Here is an 18,196-nt window from a genome sequence, read left to right on the forward strand (position 1 = left end):
AGATGAATATTAAATTTACAACTAACTTATCAACTGAAACAGCAACACCAACGGAAGTCGTCCCAGTTAAGGACCCAGTAGGCTACGTGCATTCAATCGAAACATTCGGTTCAGTCGATGGGCCTGGGATTCGATTTGTCGCGTTCTTACAAGGCTGTCGGATGCGTTGCGAATTCTGTCATAACCCCGATACTTGGAATATCGGCACTGGCGATCCATACACGGCCGATGAATTAATTGCCAAGGCTTTAGACTATAGAGCCTTCTGGGGTAAAGAGGGCGGCATCACTTGTAGTGGTGGTGAATCACTCATTCAAATCGATTTTTTAATTGATTTATTCAAGAAATGTAAAGAACAGGGGATTAATACTTGTTTGGATACCTGTGGCCAACCGTTCACGTATAAAGAACCGTTCTTCAGTAAATTCAAAGAACTCATGAAATACACTGACCTTTCGATGGTCGATATTAAACACATCGATCCCGTTGAACACAAAAAATTAACGGGTTTTTCAAACGAACGCATTTTAGAAATGATTGAATACATGTCTAATCATGGTCACCATATGTGGATTCGCCACGTCTTAATTCCAGAACGGACCGATTACGATGTCTATTTGAAGAAATTGGGCGACTATATTCAAACGTTGCATTATGTGGATCGGGTTGAAGTTTTGCCATACCATACGATGGGGATTGTTAAGTATGAAAAGATGGGAATTAATTATCCGCTTAAAGGCATCGAACCCCCAACGCACGATCGCGTCGTCAATGCTGAACAATTATTGCACACCGCTGACTACCACAAATAAAGCGGCGACATAAGCTAAATTTAAACGAATAATAAGAAAGAGCGCAAAAAGGTTGCTCTTTCTTTATTTTTTTATTATTATAATGATAAGTGATTCTAAAAATAACTTAGGAATGAGGATTGAACATGAAAACAAAGCAAGAAAATATTTTTTCCTCCAAGACTTTAACGTATTTTTTGCAATTAGCAGAAACGATGAACTACACGCAAGCTGCACAATTACTGGGAATTACGCAACCCGCATTAACCCAACAAATTAAGAAATTAGAACGGACGGTTGGTGCACCACTCTTTTATTCTGTGGGTAAAAAACTCCATATTTCAGATGCTGGCCGAACGATGTTAGAAGCCACCCATCAAATTTACGATTTATTAAACACCGCAACTGATGAAATTCAAAGTGCGACCAGTGCGACACAAGGTAAAATCCACATCGGCGTTTTGGCCTCGATGGAAGTTAGCGTGATTGAACAATTTTTAATTCAATATTACCAACAATTTACGGATATTGAAGTTAGTTTACACCTGTTAACTCGGAAAGAAATCTGGGATCGTCTTGAAAATAATAAAATCGATCTCGCGATTATGTATTTACCAGATGACAGTATTAAAAATTGGAAACCGTATAAATCTAAGAAGATTGCCGAAGAAAGTTTAGTCTTTTTAAGCCATAATCCAAGTCTTAAGAAACGTAAGAAGATTCATTTTAAAGATACGTTAGACCAAAAATGGGTGACTTATCCAGATGAATATTATTTACACCAGTTCATCAACGAAGCTTATAAAAACCAAATGGTTGACCGTCCGGTTAGTGCAGCCCAATTTACGTCACCGTTTGAATTATTACGTTTTGCCGAAGCGACTGATTTAAGTACGGCTTTGCCAACTAGTTTCTTTGAAGCCCATAATCTTGGGGTGACGGCGCACGCTGTTCAGTTTGATCCCGCTATTCAATTCGAATTGGCCTTTGTTTTCCGTAAAGAAAAAGAAGCGATTCCAAGAATTGATAACTTCTTCCGTGAATTCGATCAATATCTTGCTGAAAAAGATTATTTAACTCGGATTAAAGAACAAAACCGCCAGATTATCTAATCTTTTCTGGTATAATAGATGATGTAATTTTGATAAAGAAGGGTCTGTATATTAATGAGTAAAGAATTAGTTTTTGGACACCAAAATCCCGATACGGATGCAATCGTTGCTGCAATGGCTTTTGCATACCTACAACAACAATTAGGGCACGATGTTGAAGCCGTTGCGTTAGGCGAACCTAACGAAGAAACCAGCTTTGCATTACGCCATTTTGCTGCTAGCACACCACGGATTATCAAGACGGCGGCAAATGAAGTTGATAGCGTGATGTTAGTTGATCATAATGAAGCTCAACAAAGTGTAGCGGATATTAAAGATTTAACCGTCACACACGTCGTTGATCATCATCGGATTGCGAACTTCGAAACGATTAGCCCGTTATTCTACCGTTCTGAACCAGTCGGTTGTACCAGCACCATCATGTTGAAATTATTCAACGAATATAAAATTGAAATTCCAGCTCAATTAGCGGGTCTCATGTTGAGTGCCATCATTTCTGATACATTATTAATGAAATCACCAACCACAACTGATGACGATAAGATTGCCATCAAGACACTTGCTGAAATCGCCGACGTTGACTTTGAATCATACGGCTTAGAAATGCTTAAAGCTGGGACTAACTTAGCTGATAAGAGCGAAGCTGAATTAATTGAAGCAGATGCTAAAACATTTGAAATGGCTGGCAAAAAAGTGCGGATTGACCAAGTGAATACGGTTGATATTGACGCAGTCTTTGCACGTCAAGCTGCCTTTGAAGCGGCAATCGAAGCTGATAACCAAGCCAATGGTTACGACTTATTCGTTTTATTAATCACTGACATCTTAAATAGTAACTCAGAAGCATTGGTCATCGGCGAACCCGTAGCCGCTTTTGAAAAGGCGTTTAACGTTACTTTAAACAATCATCGCGCACAATTAGACGGTGTGGTTTCACGTAAGAAACAAGTTGTCCCACAATTAACTGAAGCTTTTAAGGCGTAATTGACGCTAAATAAAATCTCTGCGGAGGTTTTATTTTTTTACGTATATTATTAATTAATAATCATTCTAATCTAGTTGAAAACATGCTATACTGATGTTAATCAAACAAGTGATATGAAAGGTCTGATTACTGATGAAACATACATTGAAATTCTCACTCACACTACTGATTGGGTTCATGGCTCTGATTACTGCATTTCTGTTCAAACAACCATTATGGGCGCAAATCATCGTTACGATGGCCGGCAGCCTGGTGGCGTTAAGCATGATGATTGAAATGGTTAAAACCTTGAAATCCGGAAAATACGGGATTGATTTATTAGCGATTACCGCCATCATCGCAACCTTAGCTGTCGGTGAATACTGGGCGGCACTGATGGTGTTGGTCATGCTAACGGGCGGAGATTCGCTTGAAGATTACGCTGCACATAAGGCCGGCCGGGAATTAAAAGCGTTATTGGATAATTCGCCTCAGACGGCCCATTTAATCGAAGCGGCTGGTCTGAGAGACGTCTCTGTCGATCAATTGCAGATTCATGACCAAGTCCTGATTAAACCAGGCGAATTGGTCCCAGTTGATGGGCATATTCTGGATGGCCAGTCGCTATTCGATGAATCCTCATTAACGGGTGAATCTCAGCCGGTTGAAAAGGCACCGCAAGATGAATTGATGTCCGGTTCAGTCAACGGCGACACCTCAATTACGATGCAAGTTGATCAGTTAGCGGCGGACAGTCAATACCAGGCGATTGTTAAATTGGTTGAAGCTTCGGCCAATCAACCCGCGAAATTCGTGCGGATGGCCGATCGCTACGCCGTGCCATTTACATTAGTCGCTTACATTATTGCGGGGATTGCTTGGTGGGTTTCTAAAGACCCGGTGCGTTTTGCTGAAGTACTCGTTGTAGCGTCACCGTGTCCCTTAATTTTAGCGGCACCGATTGCTTTGATTTCAGGCATGAGTCGGGCGAGCCGGAACGGGATTATCATTAAAAACGGTACCACGATTGAAAAATTAGCCGGCGCTAAAGCAATTGCCTTCGATAAAACGGGGACCATTACAAACGGCCAATTAACACTCGATCAAGTCGTGCCCCAAAATGGCTTTACTGAAGCTTCGTTATTGCAATTAGCGGCTAGTGCTGAACAAGAATCCAGCCACATTCTAGCGCGGTCATTAGTAGCCGCTAGTGACGCAGCTACTAGATTGCCGTTAACTGATTTACAAGAGGTGACCGGGGCAGGGGTGATTGCAACCTTTGCAGCGACTCAACAAACGGTTAAAGTGGGTAAACTTAATTTTGTCGCACCAGAGCAACCAACAGCAACACTAAAGCAAACCGCTGTTCACGTAGCCGTTAACGACCAATATGCGGGTTATATCACGTTTATCGATCACTTGCGGGCAGAAGCACCCAAGACGATTCAAGAATTACAAACCTTGGGCTTCCAGCAATTGACCATGCTAACGGGGGATCAACAAGCAACTGCGGATCAAATTGCCCAACAAGTTGGCATTACGGATGTTCACGCTGGTTGTCTACCAATTGATAAAATTCATTTGCTTGAGCAGACTGCACCAGATAACCGTCCGATTGTGATGGTTGGCGACGGGGTTAACGATGCGCCATCATTGGCAACTGCTGATGTCGGGATTGCAATGGGCGCACACGGTGCAACCGCTGCGAGTGAATCAGCCGATGTCGTCATATTAAAAGATGATTTAAACCGAGTTAGTCGCGCCGTTCAGATTGCTCGGGATACAATGAGTATTGCCCGGCAATCGGTCTTAATTGGGATTGCCATCTGTGTGATCTTGATGTTGATCGCCAGTACTGGGGTTGTGCCCGCCTTAATCGGGGCGATGTTCCAAGAAGTCGTCGATACAGTTTCAATTTTATATTCACTGAAGGCTCGTAAAGACCGGCCATTACTCAAATAATAGGCAAATAAAAACCGTCACCTGATTTTAGATGACGGTTTTTTTGATGTTATGATTTAGCAGCTTGTTGATCAAATGCCATATCTTTTGGTAAATAAATCGTCGGTAACATGGCGAATAACACGCACGCGACAATCCCGGTCAGAATGAAGGTCACGATAAAACTACCACCATTAATCACGAGCGAATAATACCACGGATTCATTCCTTTGGGTGCATAAGAGCCCCAGTAAACCACACCGGCAATAAAATGACAGAAGTATTTAGCAAAATTGGCAATTAAAGCCGCCGACCACAATAAAGTTAACGTTTTAACCTTTCGATGTTGTCGAATACTGGTTTGAACTTGGTGCTGGCATAAGCCAGCTAAGCCAACCACGATAAAGGCGACCGTAAATTCAAAAAGCCCTTGCCAGACATTTAAAACACTACCACTACTGAGACCACGCAAAATTAAATCTAACGTGCCCCAAATGAATGCAGCAATCATGCCTGGTACGGCGCCACGCCGAAGACTATAAATGACGATGGGAATAATCCCGAAGGAAACTTCAATCGCAGATGGCCCGACTGTGTGCGGAATATATTCCAAAGCAACCGCAAAGGCCGCTAGAATTGCTCCTTCAATTTGAATCAATAAACGCTGATGACGCATAGAAAAACCCCTTTTCTGTTCAACCAACACAAAAAAGGAGTTGTTATATTCAACTCCATCACAATTCCTACGCTTGTCTTAACAAACAGGTTCGAAGGGTCTGATCATTATCACTCTCAGCCAATGGCTCCCCTTTGTGATGGTTAATATTTAATTTTAAGAACGTTTTCAGTATACCTGAATCAGCACTCATGTCAAGTAATCGATTTCAATCATTCCATTTTATCCATCGCTGCGCGTTGTTCATCGTCGACAACGTGCGTGTATAAATGGGTGGCTTGGGTCGTTGTTTGGCCTAATTGGGTCGCGACAATTGTCTCACTGTGGGTAGCGGCCATTAAATCGGTTGCTAACGTATGGCGGAATTTATGCGGCGTTAAACGGACCCCGAAGGCTTCAGAATATTTCGCGACTAATTTCTCAATGGCGTAATTACTCATCCGTTTCGCTTGACCACGGTATTTCGCTACGAATAACGCGTGTTCATTGGCGGTTGTTGCATAACGTGTCTGGCGGATTTGAACGTATTCTTCTAGGTAGGGTTGGCCCCATGGTGCAATTGGGACCGTATCCTGTTGGCCGCCTTTACGAATAACGGTCACGGTCAATTGTTCTAATTTCAAGTCCGCTAAATTGGCTTGTGCTAATTCTGATAACCGAATGCCCGTGGTTAGCGCTAAGACGCAGATCGCCACGTCCCGTTCACAATTTTGTTGATAGGAGGCCAACTGCCGATTCGATAGTTGTTTCGGATAAGTCATCTGCATAAAATCAATAAATGCGTGTTTCTTATCACCAGTTAATAATTTTTGACCGATGTGCCGTGAACGGGTCGCCATGGTTTCAGATGATTTGAGTAGTTTAACCTTCTTCATCACGTTACGATAGAAATAAGGCTCACCATCGGCTTGTTCTGCTTCAATCGTTAAAAAGTACCAGAGTGCATTTAAAGCGTTAATTGAGCGGTTAACGGCCTGAAAAGAGAGCTTGTGGTGATTCGTTTTGCGTTTGTTCATCAAATAGATCTTATAGAGTTCAATATCTTCTAATTTCATCTTCTCAAGCGCGGTGAGGGGGATTAACCTCGGTTCAGCAACCATTACGATCTGTTCGTCAATCAGCCAAGAGAAGAAGCGTACGTATTCTTGCAAGTATTGGTAAAGCGTCGCCGAGGAATAGGCGTTAGCCTGTCGATTGATATAAAATTTACGAACGTAATCGGGCAAGCTAGTTAAACGTTGTTCACATAATTCTAGATAGCGTAATTGATCCATGATTAAAACTCCTTAGAAACCGAATAACTTAATTTTAGCAAAGAAAAGGTGAAAATACCACAAGTGTTGTTAAAACCATAATTTTAACAACACTTGTTTAATCTTAAAATAGCACCCCCAACTTTATCAGGTTGAAATTGGCGGTTTTCAATCGACTGCTGATTATAGATAAATACCGGTATATCAACCTTTTGCCACGTAATCTAGGTGTTTTACCCGATAAATAGCTGTAATTTAGCTAAAATCAACTTAATGAGCATCTAAATGAGCTGAATATCGGTTTAAAATCACTAATTCACGGTATTTTCAGGCTAATTTAATGGTTTTTAAAGTTCATGCTAACGAATCCAACTCAACGGTTGATCAACTGGCTGACTATGGTAGTCGAGTCTCAAGGCTGAATCACGACAAGCAGTCATGCAACAATTCAGAATTGAACTGAAAACGCAATTGGGTTAACGAATTATCGGTCACTAAATTGATTAAGTCAATCTAGTGGTTTAAAGTAAGTGCATTAAACAGACTAAATCGATTAAAGAAGCCTCTCTTGATGATTAATATACAACTTCGTATAATATATATTATGTAAACTAGAATAGATTAATCTTTTTAAGGCTTGAAATCGGTGCTCACCTACCTACTTTTTTTTGTCTTTAATCTACAAAAAAGTTATTCTGAATGTCGGTCATTTCAGAATAACTTTTTGATAATCCGTTTAAACAAAGCCACCAAAGGCATCATCTAGATTGATTGGGTTGTGCTTGGTGACAATCGTTTCTTTATTGACGAAGGTTTCAATCCCGAAACGGCCTAATTCACGGCCATAACCTGAATTTTTAACGCCCCCAAACGGTAATTCTGGTAAAGTACCCCCGAAGCTATTAACAAATACCGAACCAGTCTCTAATTGACTGGCGACCTCAGTGGCGTGTTCAGGCGAACCCCCAAACACAACACCACTTAAACCGTAATGTGAATCATTAGCTAAGCGAATTGCGGCGGCTTCGTCTGGTACTCGATAGATCTGACCAACCGGACCAAAGAACTCTTGATAGAATGCTGGGTTTTCTTTGGTAATATTCGTCAAGATGACTGGTTCAAACAATGCGGCCGGTTTGTTTTGTGCCAGACTACCAAAAGCCAAAGTTGCACCATTTTCGACTGCAGCGCGTACTTGCTGTGCTAAGTTTTGTTTTGCTTTTGAAGAACTTAAGGGCGCTAACGTCGTGGTGCTTAACATTGGATCGCCTAGTTTAACGGCTGCAAAAGCTTCTTTTAACATCGCTAACATTTGCTCATAATTCTTTTCGGTAACGATAAACCGTTTAGAAGAAGTACAGACTTGGCCGGCGTTAAATAGACGAGCCCCACTAATAATTTTTTTAATCTCTGATAAATTGGCATCATCTAAGACGATAAAGGGATCACTCCCCCCTAGTTCTAGGGAACTTTGTTTCATATTTTTGCCAGCTTCAGCAGCGACTAGTTGGCCCGCGCGTTCAGAACCTGTTAAAGCGACGCCTTGGACCCGCTTATCCGCAATAATCTGGTTAACTTGATCATAAGTAATGTACAAGTTAGCGAAAGCCCCCTCAGGCACCCCCGCCGCGATCACAATCTTTTCAAAGGCTTCAGCGGCCATGGGACAGTTACTGGCGTGTTTTAAAAGCATTGGATTACCTACCATGAAGTTAGGGGCAAAAACACGCATGATTTGATAGTATGGAAAATTCCATGGTTCCACCATCATCAAGATTCCGGTTGGTCTAGAAATAACTTGCGCTGTGCCAATTGAAGATTTAATGTGTTCGGGTTTCAAAAAATCAGCCGCGTGTTCAGCATAATACCGGGCAATCGAGATACAAAGTGCCACTTCACCCTGGGCTTCAACGAACCGTTTGCCCATTTCCACTGTTAAAATTTTAGCTAGTGCATCACTTTGAGCGGCCATTAAATCAGCCACTTTATTTAACACTGGACCCCGGCTAGCAACCGGATCATTCCGCCATTGCTTGTACAGTACATCACCTTTAACAAGCGCTTGTTCGACATAGGCAGCGTCATGATTCGGATAAGTTTTAAGGACCTCATCGGTTAGTGGATTAATTGTTTGATAACTCATATTGATCGACCTTTCTTAAATAAAGCTAATCTTGTTTTGCCAACAGAGGGCTCTCTTTAAAATGGCTAATTGATTGTCTGTTAGGTAGCGCTTTATTTGTGTATACCTGAAATATTAACACCATCTTGTCAATTAGACCAGTATTTAATCTTATGGCGTTGCTATGCCGATAAATGCCAATATATTAGCGAATTATCCGTTGAATAATCATATTTATTAGATAGACCACTTTAATATTTACATAAAAAAAGATAATCGGCGAAGACGCACGATTATCTTTGTGAGATTATTTAGTTTGATACATAATGCCAAATGCTTTCAGGCCAACGTGGCTCATGATAACTGGGCTCGTTAATGCAACGGTGTATGGCACATCGGGTTGACCCTGTTGTAAAATACTTTGAATCTTAACCAGGTCATCCTCCTCAACGCCGACATGTGAGATGCCAACGTCTACTAACGTTTGTTGACTAATGGTCGCTTGCATTTCGTTTAACACCTTGCTAAATGCTTTAGAACCCCGACCTTTAGCGACAATTTGTAACTGTGAATCGGTTAATCGAACGACGACTTTTAATTTAATCAGTTTCGTGAGTAATCCGGCGACCCGACTAATTCGACCGCCACGTTGCATGGCGTCTAATGAATCTAGGAAGACGTAAGTTTCAGTTTTAGAACGAATTTCATCTAAATGGGCTAAAATTGCTTCTAAATCAAGGCCAGCTTCAGCATCTTGTACAGCGGCAATCACTTGATAAGCCAAACCTCGATCCATGACCTTACTATCGAGGACCACCACATCACTGTTTGATTGTTGGGCGGCGGTATGCGCCCCTTCAACCGTGCCACTTAGTAGGCCAGTACAATGAATGGATAGAATCTGACTACCATCAGCGCCTAATTGGTCGTATAGCTCAACTAGACTGCCAACGGTTGGCTGACTGGTCGTTGGAAATTCAGTCGTTGCTGCGGTTAATTTGGCTAGAAAATCTTCACGGGTGATGGTTTTACCATCGACGTAAGTTTCACCCGCGTATTGAACCGTTAAGGGCGCAATATGAATTGGATAAGCGTCACGTTCTGCACGTGTGAGTTGAATCGATGAATCGGTTACGATTTTAATAGTCATGATAATTCTCCTTTTTTAAAGTGATTCTCTTAAATGTTTAAATAAATTGAAAAGAACATTAAGGTCGTCCCTAACATTACAAAGAAATGCCAAATGAGATGTAGTCCCGGAATCCGTGGGAAACTGTAAATGACAGCCCCTAACGTGAAGACCACGCCCCCACTGACTAATAACCAGAACCCGGTTGGGCTTAAATTTATGTAGAGGGCCTTGCTGGCTAACATACATAACCACCCCATAATAACATAGATGGTTGTTTCAATTCTTTGATGGCGACCATGGCTAAAGATATGGGTCAAAATGCCACCAATCGCTAATAACCAGATGGCAATCAAGAGGCTGAGGCCCATCGTGTGCCCGACAAAGATTAAACAATAGGGTGTGTACGTACCGGCAATCAGCAAAAAGATATTTGAATGATCAAATATTTGAAAAACCCGTTTCGCTCGGGTAAACGCTAAACAGTGGAACAGCGTTGACGCTAAATAAAGTAAAAGAAGCGTTGCGCTATAAATGATGAGACTGACTAAGGCGACTGGGGTTAAATCCCGCTGAACGCCTTTGATTAATAATAAGATGACCAACGTTAAACTACCAAAGAATCCGATACCGTGAGTAATCGCGTTCCAAATCTCATAAACAATTTTTTGATGCCGATTAGGCGCTGCAATTTGCATAATAAACGCTCCTTTTTTCTATTTGCCAGTATTATAAACTAAAAATAGAATGGAAGTCAACTAAAAATAGAATTCAATTCTACATAAGTGACAAACCATTTCATTTGTGGCATAATAACCTTATTGAAAATCAGTCGATCGGAGTTATTTAAATGCAATCAGAAAAATTTGAAACGTGGCTTAATGAGTTCCAACAATTCCGGTTACCCTTATGGGCGGACTTCCCAGATTTAGAATTATATATGGACCAAGTGATTAGTGAGGTCAACCGGTCACTGGATCCCCTACTCCACGTTAAAATCACAAAAACGATGATTAATAGTTACGTTAAGATGGGCATCATCGAACGCCCCGAGAAAAAACGTTACAATCGTAATCACTTGGCGGAATTAATTGTCGTCAGCGTGATTAAGTTTTCCTTCCCACTCGATGTCGTTAAACAAGGGATTCAACAATCATTAGAACAAGATACTGCAGGCATTGCCTACAACCACTTCGTTGAATTATTCAATGCCGAAATTGCTAACGTCAATGCACCAGATGCCGTTAATGCTTTTAACTTTACGGAAGCGCCCCTAACGATTATTCAAAAAATGGCTGTCAAATCCGTTATTTATAAAATTATTGGGACTAAATTAATCGATTTTAAAGAAGAAACGCCCATTCCTCCCGCGGAATAAAAAATAGACCTTCAAGGCCGCGGCTTTGAGGGTCTATTGCGTATTATGCTTTAGTGAAATCTTTAATCCAGGATAAGGCAATCGCCTTTTCACCGAGATGGGTCCCGATAACGGGACCAAAATAGCCAATATCAATTGGCATGTCGGGGTATTTAACCCGTAATTTAGTTTGCCAGGCAACGGCCGCGGCTTCATCATTGGCGTGAATCAGTAGCGCTCGCATCGGATAATCCGCTTTTTCAATGTTCTCAGCAAAAATTTGTTCAGCTCGCGCATAGGCCTTCTTTAAAGAACGGACCTTTTCAAAAGCGACGATTTTATTAGAAACCGGATCGAATGTTAACAAGGGTTTAATCTTTAAAACACTGCCAATGAAGGCTGAAGCGTTTGATAAACGGCCCCCACGAACTAGATTCTGTAGATCATTAACAATGAAACATTCATCAATTGTACTTCTCAGATCATCTAACCGCGCAATAATTTGTTCAACCGTTGCGTCGGGTTCTTTCGCCATTCGAGCTGCTTCCATTGCTAAATAACCCATTAACATCACTGTAATCCCAGAATCATAAGGAATGACTTGAACATTATCGATGGTGCTTGCTGCATTTTTTAACGTGGTGACGAAACCAGAAATGGTACTTGCTAAATGAATACTAATCACGGCATCGTAATTTTGATTGCCTAAATCTTCATATAACTTCAACATTTCACCTAATGGTGGTTGTGACGTACTAGGGAAAGTTTCAGATGTTTTTAACTTTTGATAGAACTCTTCAGTTGTAATATCGACGCCTTCATTATAGACCTGGCCATCTAGGATCACCGGGATTGGCACGACGTAAAGATGATTATCTTTCACTTGCTGTTCTGTGAGATAAGCAGTACTATCAGTGACTACAGCAATTTTCATGGAGACACCTACTTTTTTATTATTCGCTAATAACTATATCATAAATAATCGGCTAATTCCGCATTTATCTGTATTTCCTTAAAAAACGTATAGGGCCTCTCACTTTTCAAAACGGATAAAGCTTTGGTAGTACCGATTTAACAGTATTTTTAGCAATTGTTGTTCTTCTGCACTCCAATTATCTTGGACTTGTTGTTCCAATTCAGTTTGCCATTGCCGTAAACGAGTCGCAATTCGTTGGGCATGTTCGGTTAAGGTGTAAACACGCTGACGAGGTTCAGTGCCTTTAGTCTTCACTAATAAGCCCTCTTGCGCCATGCCATTTAACTGACGACTTAAAGTTGACGCGTCTAATTTCGTACTATCAATTAACGCTGCATGCGAGAGTAAGGCTTGCTCTGGGGCAACTAACATGAGGATATTGACTTGTGCTAATTTAATATTCAACCGTTGGGCCCATTGCTTCTTTTGCTCTTGATACAATAAATTAAGTTGGTTAAACGTCGTTAAAGTTGAATTCATTCGCTTTTCGCTCCTTTATTGTAGAATGCAATAAAATAATTGTATTATACAATAAATTGACTGATAAGTAAATTCCTTTGAGCTTGATGGTTAAAACCGTTACAATAAGTAAGACAATCTATATAGAGAAAGTGTGATTTAAATGGCCTTTGATGGTTTAATGACCCACGCCGTTGTCGCTGAGTTAAATACGACGTTAGCCGACGGTAAAATAACTAAAATCCAACAACCTTACCCCAATGAAGTCATCTTGACGCTTCGGGCTAATCGAAAGACCTATCCCCTACTCCTTTCGGCGCATCCTTCCTACGCCCGGGTTCAAATTACTCGCGTGCCTTACGCGAATCCGGCGACGCCCCCTAATTTTGCGATGTCGTTACGAAAATACCTGGATGGTTCAATTCTAGAAAAAATTGAACAAGTTGAAAGTGATCGGATTTTGCGTTTCACGTTTAAATCGCGGAATGAATTAGGTGATTTACAACAACTCTGTCTAATCGTCGAATTAATGGGCCGGCACAGTAACGTGATTTTGGTTAACCAAGAAACCAATAAGATTCTTGATTTGATTCGGCACGTTAGCTTATCGCAGAACCGTTACCGCTTCTTAATGCCTGGTGCGGACTACGTTAATCCGCCCGCTGCTTCCGGCGTCAACGGTTTTACGGCCGACTTAACCGACCTAGACTGGCTGAGTTATTATAACCTACCTGAAACTGAGCAACCGCATTGGTTACAAACGCAATTCCAAGGAATGGGCCGTGAAAGTGCAATCGAATTACAACATCGGTTACTGGATCATGATCATTATTTGACGATTGTCCAGGATTTCTTCAAGCAATACAACCAAGCCACACCGACATTAACGATTGGCCCTAAAAAATCTTGGTTTACCGTGGCAGCTTATCAAACATTAGTTGGTGAACAAACGCAATTGCCAACGCTTAGTGAATTGTTAGACCAATACTATTTGCATAAAGCGCAACGTGATCGGGTCCAACAACAAGGTGGCGCCTTGATTCATTTTATCCGTAATGAAATTCAAAAGGATGAAAAGAAACTAAAAAAACTGCAACAAACCCTCAAGACGGCTGATAGTGCTGATGATTACCGGATTAAAGGTGAAATTCTAACCACTTATTTGCGCCAAGTCGAACGCGGTATGACCGAAATTACACTCGATAATTATTATGCGGATAACCAACCGATTAAAATTACGTTATCGAATCAATTGACCCCTTCTAAAAATGCTCAAAAATACTTTTCTAAGTACCAAAAACTCCGCAATTCAGTCGCTTACGTCAACGATCAAATGGCTAAAACGGAAGCGGAACTGCAATATTTCAACACGATTATGGCTCAAATTGAGATTGCAGCGCCCAAAGATTTAGTCGATATCAAAGAAGAACTGCAAGCTGAGGGCTATTTAAAAACTAAGAAGTCCGGCGCTAAGAAACAAAAACGTTACAAGATTAGTGAACCCGAAATTTTCTACGCCAGTGATGGCACTCGGATTTTTGTTGGTAAAAATAACTATCAAAACGATCAGTTAACCCTCAAAAAAGCTAAGAAAACTGATATTTGGTTGCATGTTAAGAACATCCCCGGCTCACACGTGATTATTGACGCTAGTAACCCGTCTGAGACAACTTTAGAAGAAGCTAGTAAACTAGCCGCTTATTTCTCTAAAGCTCGGCTATCGGCTTCTGTGCCCGTTGATTACATTCAAGTCAAACGGATTCGCAAACCGAATGGGGCTAAACCCGGTTTTGTGATTTATGAAGGTCAACAAACCCTTTATAGCACACCGGATGAAGCACTCGTCCAAAAATTACGACAAAAACCAAGCCAAGCCTAAAAAATAGTCCAGCATCCCTGATTAAGTGGTTGCTGGACTATTTTTATTGGTCTCTGTTAAATTTAATGCTGCCTATTCGATATAAGCATGTTGTAATTTGTAATACGTAAAACAATTACTGATAAGGTTAGTTAGTAATAAAATACAGATCGTCATGATAAAATTTTGGTTGAACTGATTAAAGAAGAAGCCTTGCTTAGCAGACATTAGTGTCAACATTTTTTCAGAATCGTACAGGTTAATCGGTAATAGATATAGTAATTTGTTGAGCACTCCAGATGTAAATATCAATATTAACCCTTTTGGTAAGAAAAAAATACCGGTTGCGATTATAACCGCACTAAATGGTGTCTTGGCGATTGCCGAGATTAACAATGTTATCCCGACAATCATCAGCAAACTAGCCAATTGCAATATTAGAATCATTAAATAAATTTGAAAATGATTGAGTTCAAGCGGAAAATTGAAGAGTTTTAAATCAAAATTGGTCTGAATACTACCATTCCAACCGTCCATACCATAATAATGATAATAAAAATAACCAAATGTTAGGCCATGAGCGACTAAAAATATGAACAGGGATAAAACTGTCGCAGTATATATCTTTGCGCGCAGCATTTTAGTCCGACCGTATTTAGTGATGAACAATAATTGATTCATCTTTTTGGCGGTATCTTCCGCAAAGACAGTCGAACCGGTAATGATAACTAGCACGCTTATTAGAATAAAGACGCTCCCGGTGACCTTAAAAAGTTCACTCCAGTTTGAATAGCTACCAATTATCAATGGTTTAGAAAAACTTGAAAAGCCAATTTTTTTGATTGGCGTTAATTTAATTTGGTCAATTTTTAGCGTTTGTTTCTTTTTATTAGCAGCAATCATCTCTAAATAAATATCTCTGTCTTTTGGAAAGAAAGTATTAGCAATATTATAAGAAAATTGATCAAACGGCTGTTCTCCGCCAGAATTGTTCTGATAATCTGCAATGTAATCCGCTAAAATTAAGCGTACGGTTTGATTATTAAAAACCCCAGCGTGTGCATTAGCTTTTTTTCGTGATAATTGGTTGAATCCCAATTCTTGATTACGCACCTCTGAGGCACCAAGTTGCGAATAGTGAAAACCAATAATAAAGATGCCTGACAGAACTAATACAGAAATCAACAATGAGCCAATAAAGCGTTTGGTTTTAACAATTTTCGCCATTTCAAAACGTATAATACTAATCATAGTGAACCGCCTCTCTAAAATAATAAAGATATAAATCCTCTAATGTTGGCGTGACCTGAACCGCATTTTCTAATGGTTTCTTTTCTGCAATAATTCTTAGGATAACGTTATTCTTTTCATGTTTCTGATTACTAATCGTATAAGTGGCCAATAATTTTGCGACTAAGTCATGTGGTACGCTGCATTCCCAGACTTGTTCTGCTATTTTTTGAACTAATTCTGGCGGCGTACCGCTATCTTGAATACCCCCTTTTTGCAAAATCAGAATTTCATCAGCAATGTATTCGACATCAGACACAATATGTGTTGATAAAATAACAATCTTTTCGTCCGAAAAGGAACTAATTAGATTTCTAAATTTAACTCTTTCTTTTGGATTTAGGCCAACAGTTGGTTCATCTAAAATTAATATCTCGGGGTCATTCAACATGGCTTGCGCGATGCCCAAACGTTGTTGCATCCCGCCAGAATATTTTCTAATCTTCTTATGTTGAACATCAATCAACCCAACAGTCGTTAAAAGTGCTAGACATTTCTCCTTGGCACTTTGCCGATCAATTCCCTTTAGGGTTGCAATGTATAGTAGAAAATCCAGTCCCGTAAATTCGGGATAAAAAGCAATTTTTTGTGGTAAGAAACCTAGAATTGGATTAAATTTATTTTGTGATTCACTAATAGCGTTGCCGTTATAGTAAATATTGCCACTATCAGCTTTTGTTAAGCCACAAATTATTTTAAATAAGGTGCTTTTGCCGGCGCCATTAGCCCCTAATAGGCCATAAACACCGGGTGTTAATGTGAACGAGCACTCATTTAAGACCATTGTTTGCGCATAACTTTTTTGAATATGCTTTATTTCTAATTTCATATGGATTGACCTCCTCAAAGTTATTTTTTCTTCGATGCGGAATCATATAAGTCAGTTAGTTTAATCTTTTGGGTTTTATCTCGATACTTAATACGAATGACATCTTTATCGGTTAAGTGATATTTTTGACCGTTATATTCTTTGCCTTTAGGTAATAATAATGTGTTGCGATCCAAAAAAGTATAGTCCACGGACGTCCCCTTCTTTAATATGGTATTCGCCTTGGAAAAATCATTCCATTTTTCATACATATTTAATGAATACTGGTAGCCCTTTGTCGGTCGGCTGCTGTTAATTAACATTAAATAACGATGCTTATTCTTAGTTTCAAAAGTCAGAGTGATATCATTACCTTGTTGGGTAATCGTTGGCTGGACATCATTAGAGTTGGCCAACCACATGTGAACAAACAAAAAATAATAGCCAGCTATTAAGACGATAAACAGGGTCAAAAGAGATAGAATAATCGTTCTTATTTTTCGCCGTTGTTGCGTTTTTACCTTTTTAAACGCGTCAATGTCAACCGTTTCCTGCTTGCTTTCGGAATTCGCCGTGACCGTTAAGTCTTTTTGCATACTATTGAGAAACTGGCGGCAGTCCTCACACTCCGTCATATGTTGGCTCATTTGTTCATTCGTTTCTTGACTGGTTAAATGTTCCAGGTAGTTTGGCACTAAGTCTTTAAATAGATTATGATTCATTATCTGTCTCATCCTTCCGTAATTGTTGTTTGACCCGATAAAAAGTGACTCGCGCCCAATTTTCAGTTTCACCAAACACCGCACCGATTTCTCTAAAGGATAAATTACCCAGTAACCTTAGATAAAGGATTTCTCGGTGCTTATCACTTAGATGATGGGCCCGTTTAAAAAAAGCAATCTTGGCTTCATTTTTGAAAAAAGTTTCTTCTAAATTATTGGTGATTGGGTCATCTGCTAGCAACGATTCATTCAATTGGGCTCTTTTTTGATGATGATTCAATTCCTGTAACCATAGATTCTTGGCAATTTGACACAACCAAGTCGAAAATTTTGCCTGACCGTTATTATCAAAATGATCAATAGACTTTAATGCTTGATAAAATGTTTCTTGCGTTAACTCTTCAGAAAGTTGTTCGTTCTTGGTTAGGGTCAGTAAATACCGAAAGATAAACTTGCCATAATCTTCATATATTTTTTCAGTGTTCACCATTGGCCTCCTTAGCTATTAATTTAATAATCATACATCTATCCATAAAATGACTGATTCGTTACAACTTTTTGATAGATTTTTAAAAAAAGTTATGTATTTCATATTTAATTCTACTAAAGATACGGTTCTTTTCAATCTATGCATTAAAAAGGTTCTACAATATCTGTTGTTGGTGATAGAAAATTCTATCACTGGCGGCAGTTTTTTTATATGATTGTATAAAAAAAGGAACGCAACTTCCTATTATG

17 protein-coding genes and 1 riboswitch are annotated in these 18,196 nt (G+C 39.9%); of the genes, 6 read left to right on the top strand and 11 right to left on the bottom strand.

Going from position 1 to position 18,196, the window contains the following annotated elements:
• Positions 1–2: 2 nt before the first annotated feature.
• The 4 genes from pflA to LFUMFP_RS05205 all read left to right on the top strand — a co-directional run bounded on the left by pflA (position 3) and on the right by LFUMFP_RS05205 (position 4,829).
• Positions 3–812 carry a pyruvate formate-lyase-activating protein gene (gene pflA, locus LFUMFP_RS05190; protein WP_025082603.1) on the top strand — a complete coding sequence of 270 codons (810 nt, stop codon included), beginning with the start codon at positions 3–5 and terminating at the stop codon, positions 810–812.
• 125 nt (positions 813–937) lie between these two features.
• Complete coding sequence (locus LFUMFP_RS05195) at positions 938–1,903, top strand: LysR family transcriptional regulator (RefSeq protein ID WP_056949979.1); 966 nt, start codon at positions 938–940, stop codon at positions 1,901–1,903.
• 54 nt (positions 1,904–1,957) lie between these two features.
• Positions 1,958–2,887, top strand: coding sequence for a manganese-dependent inorganic pyrophosphatase (locus tag LFUMFP_RS05200; protein WP_025082602.1), 930 nt, complete (start codon positions 1,958–1,960; stop codon positions 2,885–2,887).
• A gap of 133 nt (positions 2,888–3,020) precedes the next feature.
• On the top strand, positions 3,021–4,829 hold the full coding sequence (locus LFUMFP_RS05205; RefSeq protein ID WP_025082601.1) for a heavy metal translocating P-type ATPase: 1,809 nt from the start codon (positions 3,021–3,023) through the stop codon (positions 4,827–4,829).
• A 49-nt stretch (positions 4,830–4,878) separates the two neighbouring features.
• Here LFUMFP_RS05205 and thiT read toward each other — a convergent pair whose 3' ends face one another.
• From thiT to trhA, 5 genes are all read right to left on the bottom strand, one after another.
• Positions 4,879–5,484 carry an energy-coupled thiamine transporter ThiT gene (gene thiT, locus LFUMFP_RS05210; RefSeq protein ID WP_025082600.1) on the bottom strand — a complete coding sequence of 202 codons (606 nt, stop codon included), beginning with the start codon at positions 5,482–5,484 and terminating at the stop codon, positions 4,879–4,881.
• Positions 5,485–5,531: 47 nt separating this feature from the next.
• Positions 5,532–5,628, bottom strand: a riboswitch (TPP riboswitch).
• A gap of 68 nt (positions 5,629–5,696) precedes the next feature.
• The gene (xerS, locus tag LFUMFP_RS05215; RefSeq protein WP_025082599.1) at positions 5,697–6,758 is read right to left on the bottom strand and encodes a tyrosine recombinase XerS; all 1,062 of its coding nucleotides are present in this window, start codon (positions 6,756–6,758) and stop codon (positions 5,697–5,699) included.
• Positions 6,759–7,473: 715 nt separating this feature from the next.
• Positions 7,474–8,880, bottom strand: coding sequence for an NAD-dependent succinate-semialdehyde dehydrogenase (locus LFUMFP_RS05220; protein ID WP_056949982.1), 1,407 nt, complete (start codon positions 8,878–8,880; stop codon positions 7,474–7,476).
• A 286-nt stretch (positions 8,881–9,166) separates the two neighbouring features.
• Entirely contained in the window at positions 9,167–10,009 is an 843-nt protein-coding gene (locus LFUMFP_RS05225) for a DegV family protein (protein WP_025082598.1), read from the bottom strand.
• Positions 10,010–10,038: 29 nt separating this feature from the next.
• Positions 10,039–10,686 (bottom strand): PAQR family membrane homeostasis protein TrhA, encoded by a 648-nt coding sequence (gene trhA / locus LFUMFP_RS05230; protein ID WP_035438819.1) that lies wholly within the window; start codon positions 10,684–10,686, stop codon positions 10,039–10,041.
• Between the two features lie 152 nt (positions 10,687–10,838).
• Between trhA and LFUMFP_RS05235 the strand changes: the two genes are divergently transcribed.
• On the top strand, positions 10,839–11,366 hold the full coding sequence (locus tag LFUMFP_RS05235) for a DUF1836 domain-containing protein (protein ID WP_025082596.1): 528 nt from the start codon (positions 10,839–10,841) through the stop codon (positions 11,364–11,366).
• A gap of 43 nt (positions 11,367–11,409) precedes the next feature.
• Here LFUMFP_RS05235 and LFUMFP_RS05240 read toward each other — a convergent pair whose 3' ends face one another.
• Both LFUMFP_RS05240 and LFUMFP_RS05245 read right to left on the bottom strand, forming a co-directional pair.
• The gene (locus LFUMFP_RS05240) at positions 11,410–12,279 is read right to left on the bottom strand and encodes a DegV family protein (protein ID WP_025082595.1); all 870 of its coding nucleotides are present in this window, start codon (positions 12,277–12,279) and stop codon (positions 11,410–11,412) included.
• A gap of 99 nt (positions 12,280–12,378) precedes the next feature.
• Entirely contained in the window at positions 12,379–12,801 is a 423-nt protein-coding gene (locus tag LFUMFP_RS05245) for a MarR family winged helix-turn-helix transcriptional regulator (protein ID WP_056949984.1), read from the bottom strand.
• Positions 12,802–12,943: 142 nt separating this feature from the next.
• On the opposite strand from LFUMFP_RS05245, the gene LFUMFP_RS05250 reads away from it, so the two are divergent.
• Entirely contained in the window at positions 12,944–14,659 is a 1,716-nt protein-coding gene (locus LFUMFP_RS05250; RefSeq protein WP_056949985.1) for an NFACT RNA binding domain-containing protein, read from the top strand.
• 72 nt (positions 14,660–14,731) lie between these two features.
• Here LFUMFP_RS05250 and LFUMFP_RS05255 read toward each other — a convergent pair whose 3' ends face one another.
• From LFUMFP_RS05255 to LFUMFP_RS05270, 4 genes are read right to left on the bottom strand one after another with little or no spacing between them, the layout of a single operon-like run.
• On the bottom strand, positions 14,732–15,889 hold the full coding sequence (locus tag LFUMFP_RS05255; RefSeq protein ID WP_106483202.1) for an ABC transporter permease subunit: 1,158 nt from the start codon (positions 15,887–15,889) through the stop codon (positions 14,732–14,734).
• Complete coding sequence (locus LFUMFP_RS05260) at positions 15,882–16,757, bottom strand: ATP-binding cassette domain-containing protein (protein ID WP_106483203.1); 876 nt, start codon at positions 16,755–16,757, stop codon at positions 15,882–15,884. Before LFUMFP_RS05260 ends, LFUMFP_RS05255 begins: the two co-directional genes overlap by 8 nt.
• 20 nt (positions 16,758–16,777) lie before the next feature.
• Positions 16,778–17,458 (bottom strand): zf-HC2 domain-containing protein, encoded by a 681-nt coding sequence (locus LFUMFP_RS05265; protein WP_025082592.1) that lies wholly within the window; start codon positions 17,456–17,458, stop codon positions 16,778–16,780.
• Positions 17,448–17,945 (bottom strand): RNA polymerase sigma factor, encoded by a 498-nt coding sequence (locus LFUMFP_RS05270; protein ID WP_051552774.1) that lies wholly within the window; start codon positions 17,943–17,945, stop codon positions 17,448–17,450. The genes LFUMFP_RS05265 and LFUMFP_RS05270 overlap by 11 nt, the downstream gene beginning before the upstream one ends.
• Positions 17,946–18,196: the final 251 nt, after the last annotated feature.

The sequence above is a fragment of the Latilactobacillus fuchuensis genome (assembly GCF_900258455.1).
GTDB classification, from domain to species: domain Bacteria; phylum Bacillota; class Bacilli; order Lactobacillales; family Lactobacillaceae; genus Latilactobacillus; species Latilactobacillus fuchuensis.

Coding starts and splice junctions, on each gene's coding strand:
- pflA (WP_025082603.1), top strand. CDS start 3: ATGAATATTAAATTTACAACTAACTTATCAACTGAAACAGCAACACCA.
- LFUMFP_RS05195 (WP_056949979.1), top strand. CDS start 938: ATGAAAACAAAGCAAGAAAATATTTTTTCCTCCAAGACTTTAACGTAT.
- LFUMFP_RS05200 (WP_025082602.1), top strand. CDS start 1,958: ATGAGTAAAGAATTAGTTTTTGGACACCAAAATCCCGATACGGATGCA.
- LFUMFP_RS05205 (WP_025082601.1), top strand. CDS start 3,021: ATGAAACATACATTGAAATTCTCACTCACACTACTGATTGGGTTCATG.
- thiT (WP_025082600.1), bottom strand. CDS start 5,484: ATGCGTCATCAGCGTTTATTGATTCAAATTGAAGGAGCAATTCTAGCG.
- xerS (WP_025082599.1), bottom strand. CDS start 6,758: ATGGATCAATTACGCTATCTAGAATTATGTGAACAACGTTTAACTAGC.
- LFUMFP_RS05220 (WP_056949982.1), bottom strand. CDS start 8,880: ATGAGTTATCAAACAATTAATCCACTAACCGATGAGGTCCTTAAAACT.
- LFUMFP_RS05225 (WP_025082598.1), bottom strand. CDS start 10,009: ATGACTATTAAAATCGTAACCGATTCATCGATTCAACTCACACGTGCA.
- trhA (WP_035438819.1), bottom strand. CDS start 10,686: ATGCAAATTGCAGCGCCTAATCGGCATCAAAAAATTGTTTATGAGATT.
- LFUMFP_RS05235 (WP_025082596.1), top strand. CDS start 10,839: ATGCAATCAGAAAAATTTGAAACGTGGCTTAATGAGTTCCAACAATTC.
- LFUMFP_RS05240 (WP_025082595.1), bottom strand. CDS start 12,279: ATGAAAATTGCTGTAGTCACTGATAGTACTGCTTATCTCACAGAACAG.
- LFUMFP_RS05245 (WP_056949984.1), bottom strand. CDS start 12,801: ATGAATTCAACTTTAACGACGTTTAACCAACTTAATTTATTGTATCAA.
- LFUMFP_RS05250 (WP_056949985.1), top strand. CDS start 12,944: ATGGCCTTTGATGGTTTAATGACCCACGCCGTTGTCGCTGAGTTAAAT.
- LFUMFP_RS05255 (WP_106483202.1), bottom strand. CDS start 15,889: ATGATTAGTATTATACGTTTTGAAATGGCGAAAATTGTTAAAACCAAA.
- LFUMFP_RS05260 (WP_106483203.1), bottom strand. CDS start 16,757: ATGAAATTAGAAATAAAGCATATTCAAAAAAGTTATGCGCAAACAATG.
- LFUMFP_RS05265 (WP_025082592.1), bottom strand. CDS start 17,458: ATGAATCATAATCTATTTAAAGACTTAGTGCCAAACTACCTGGAACAT.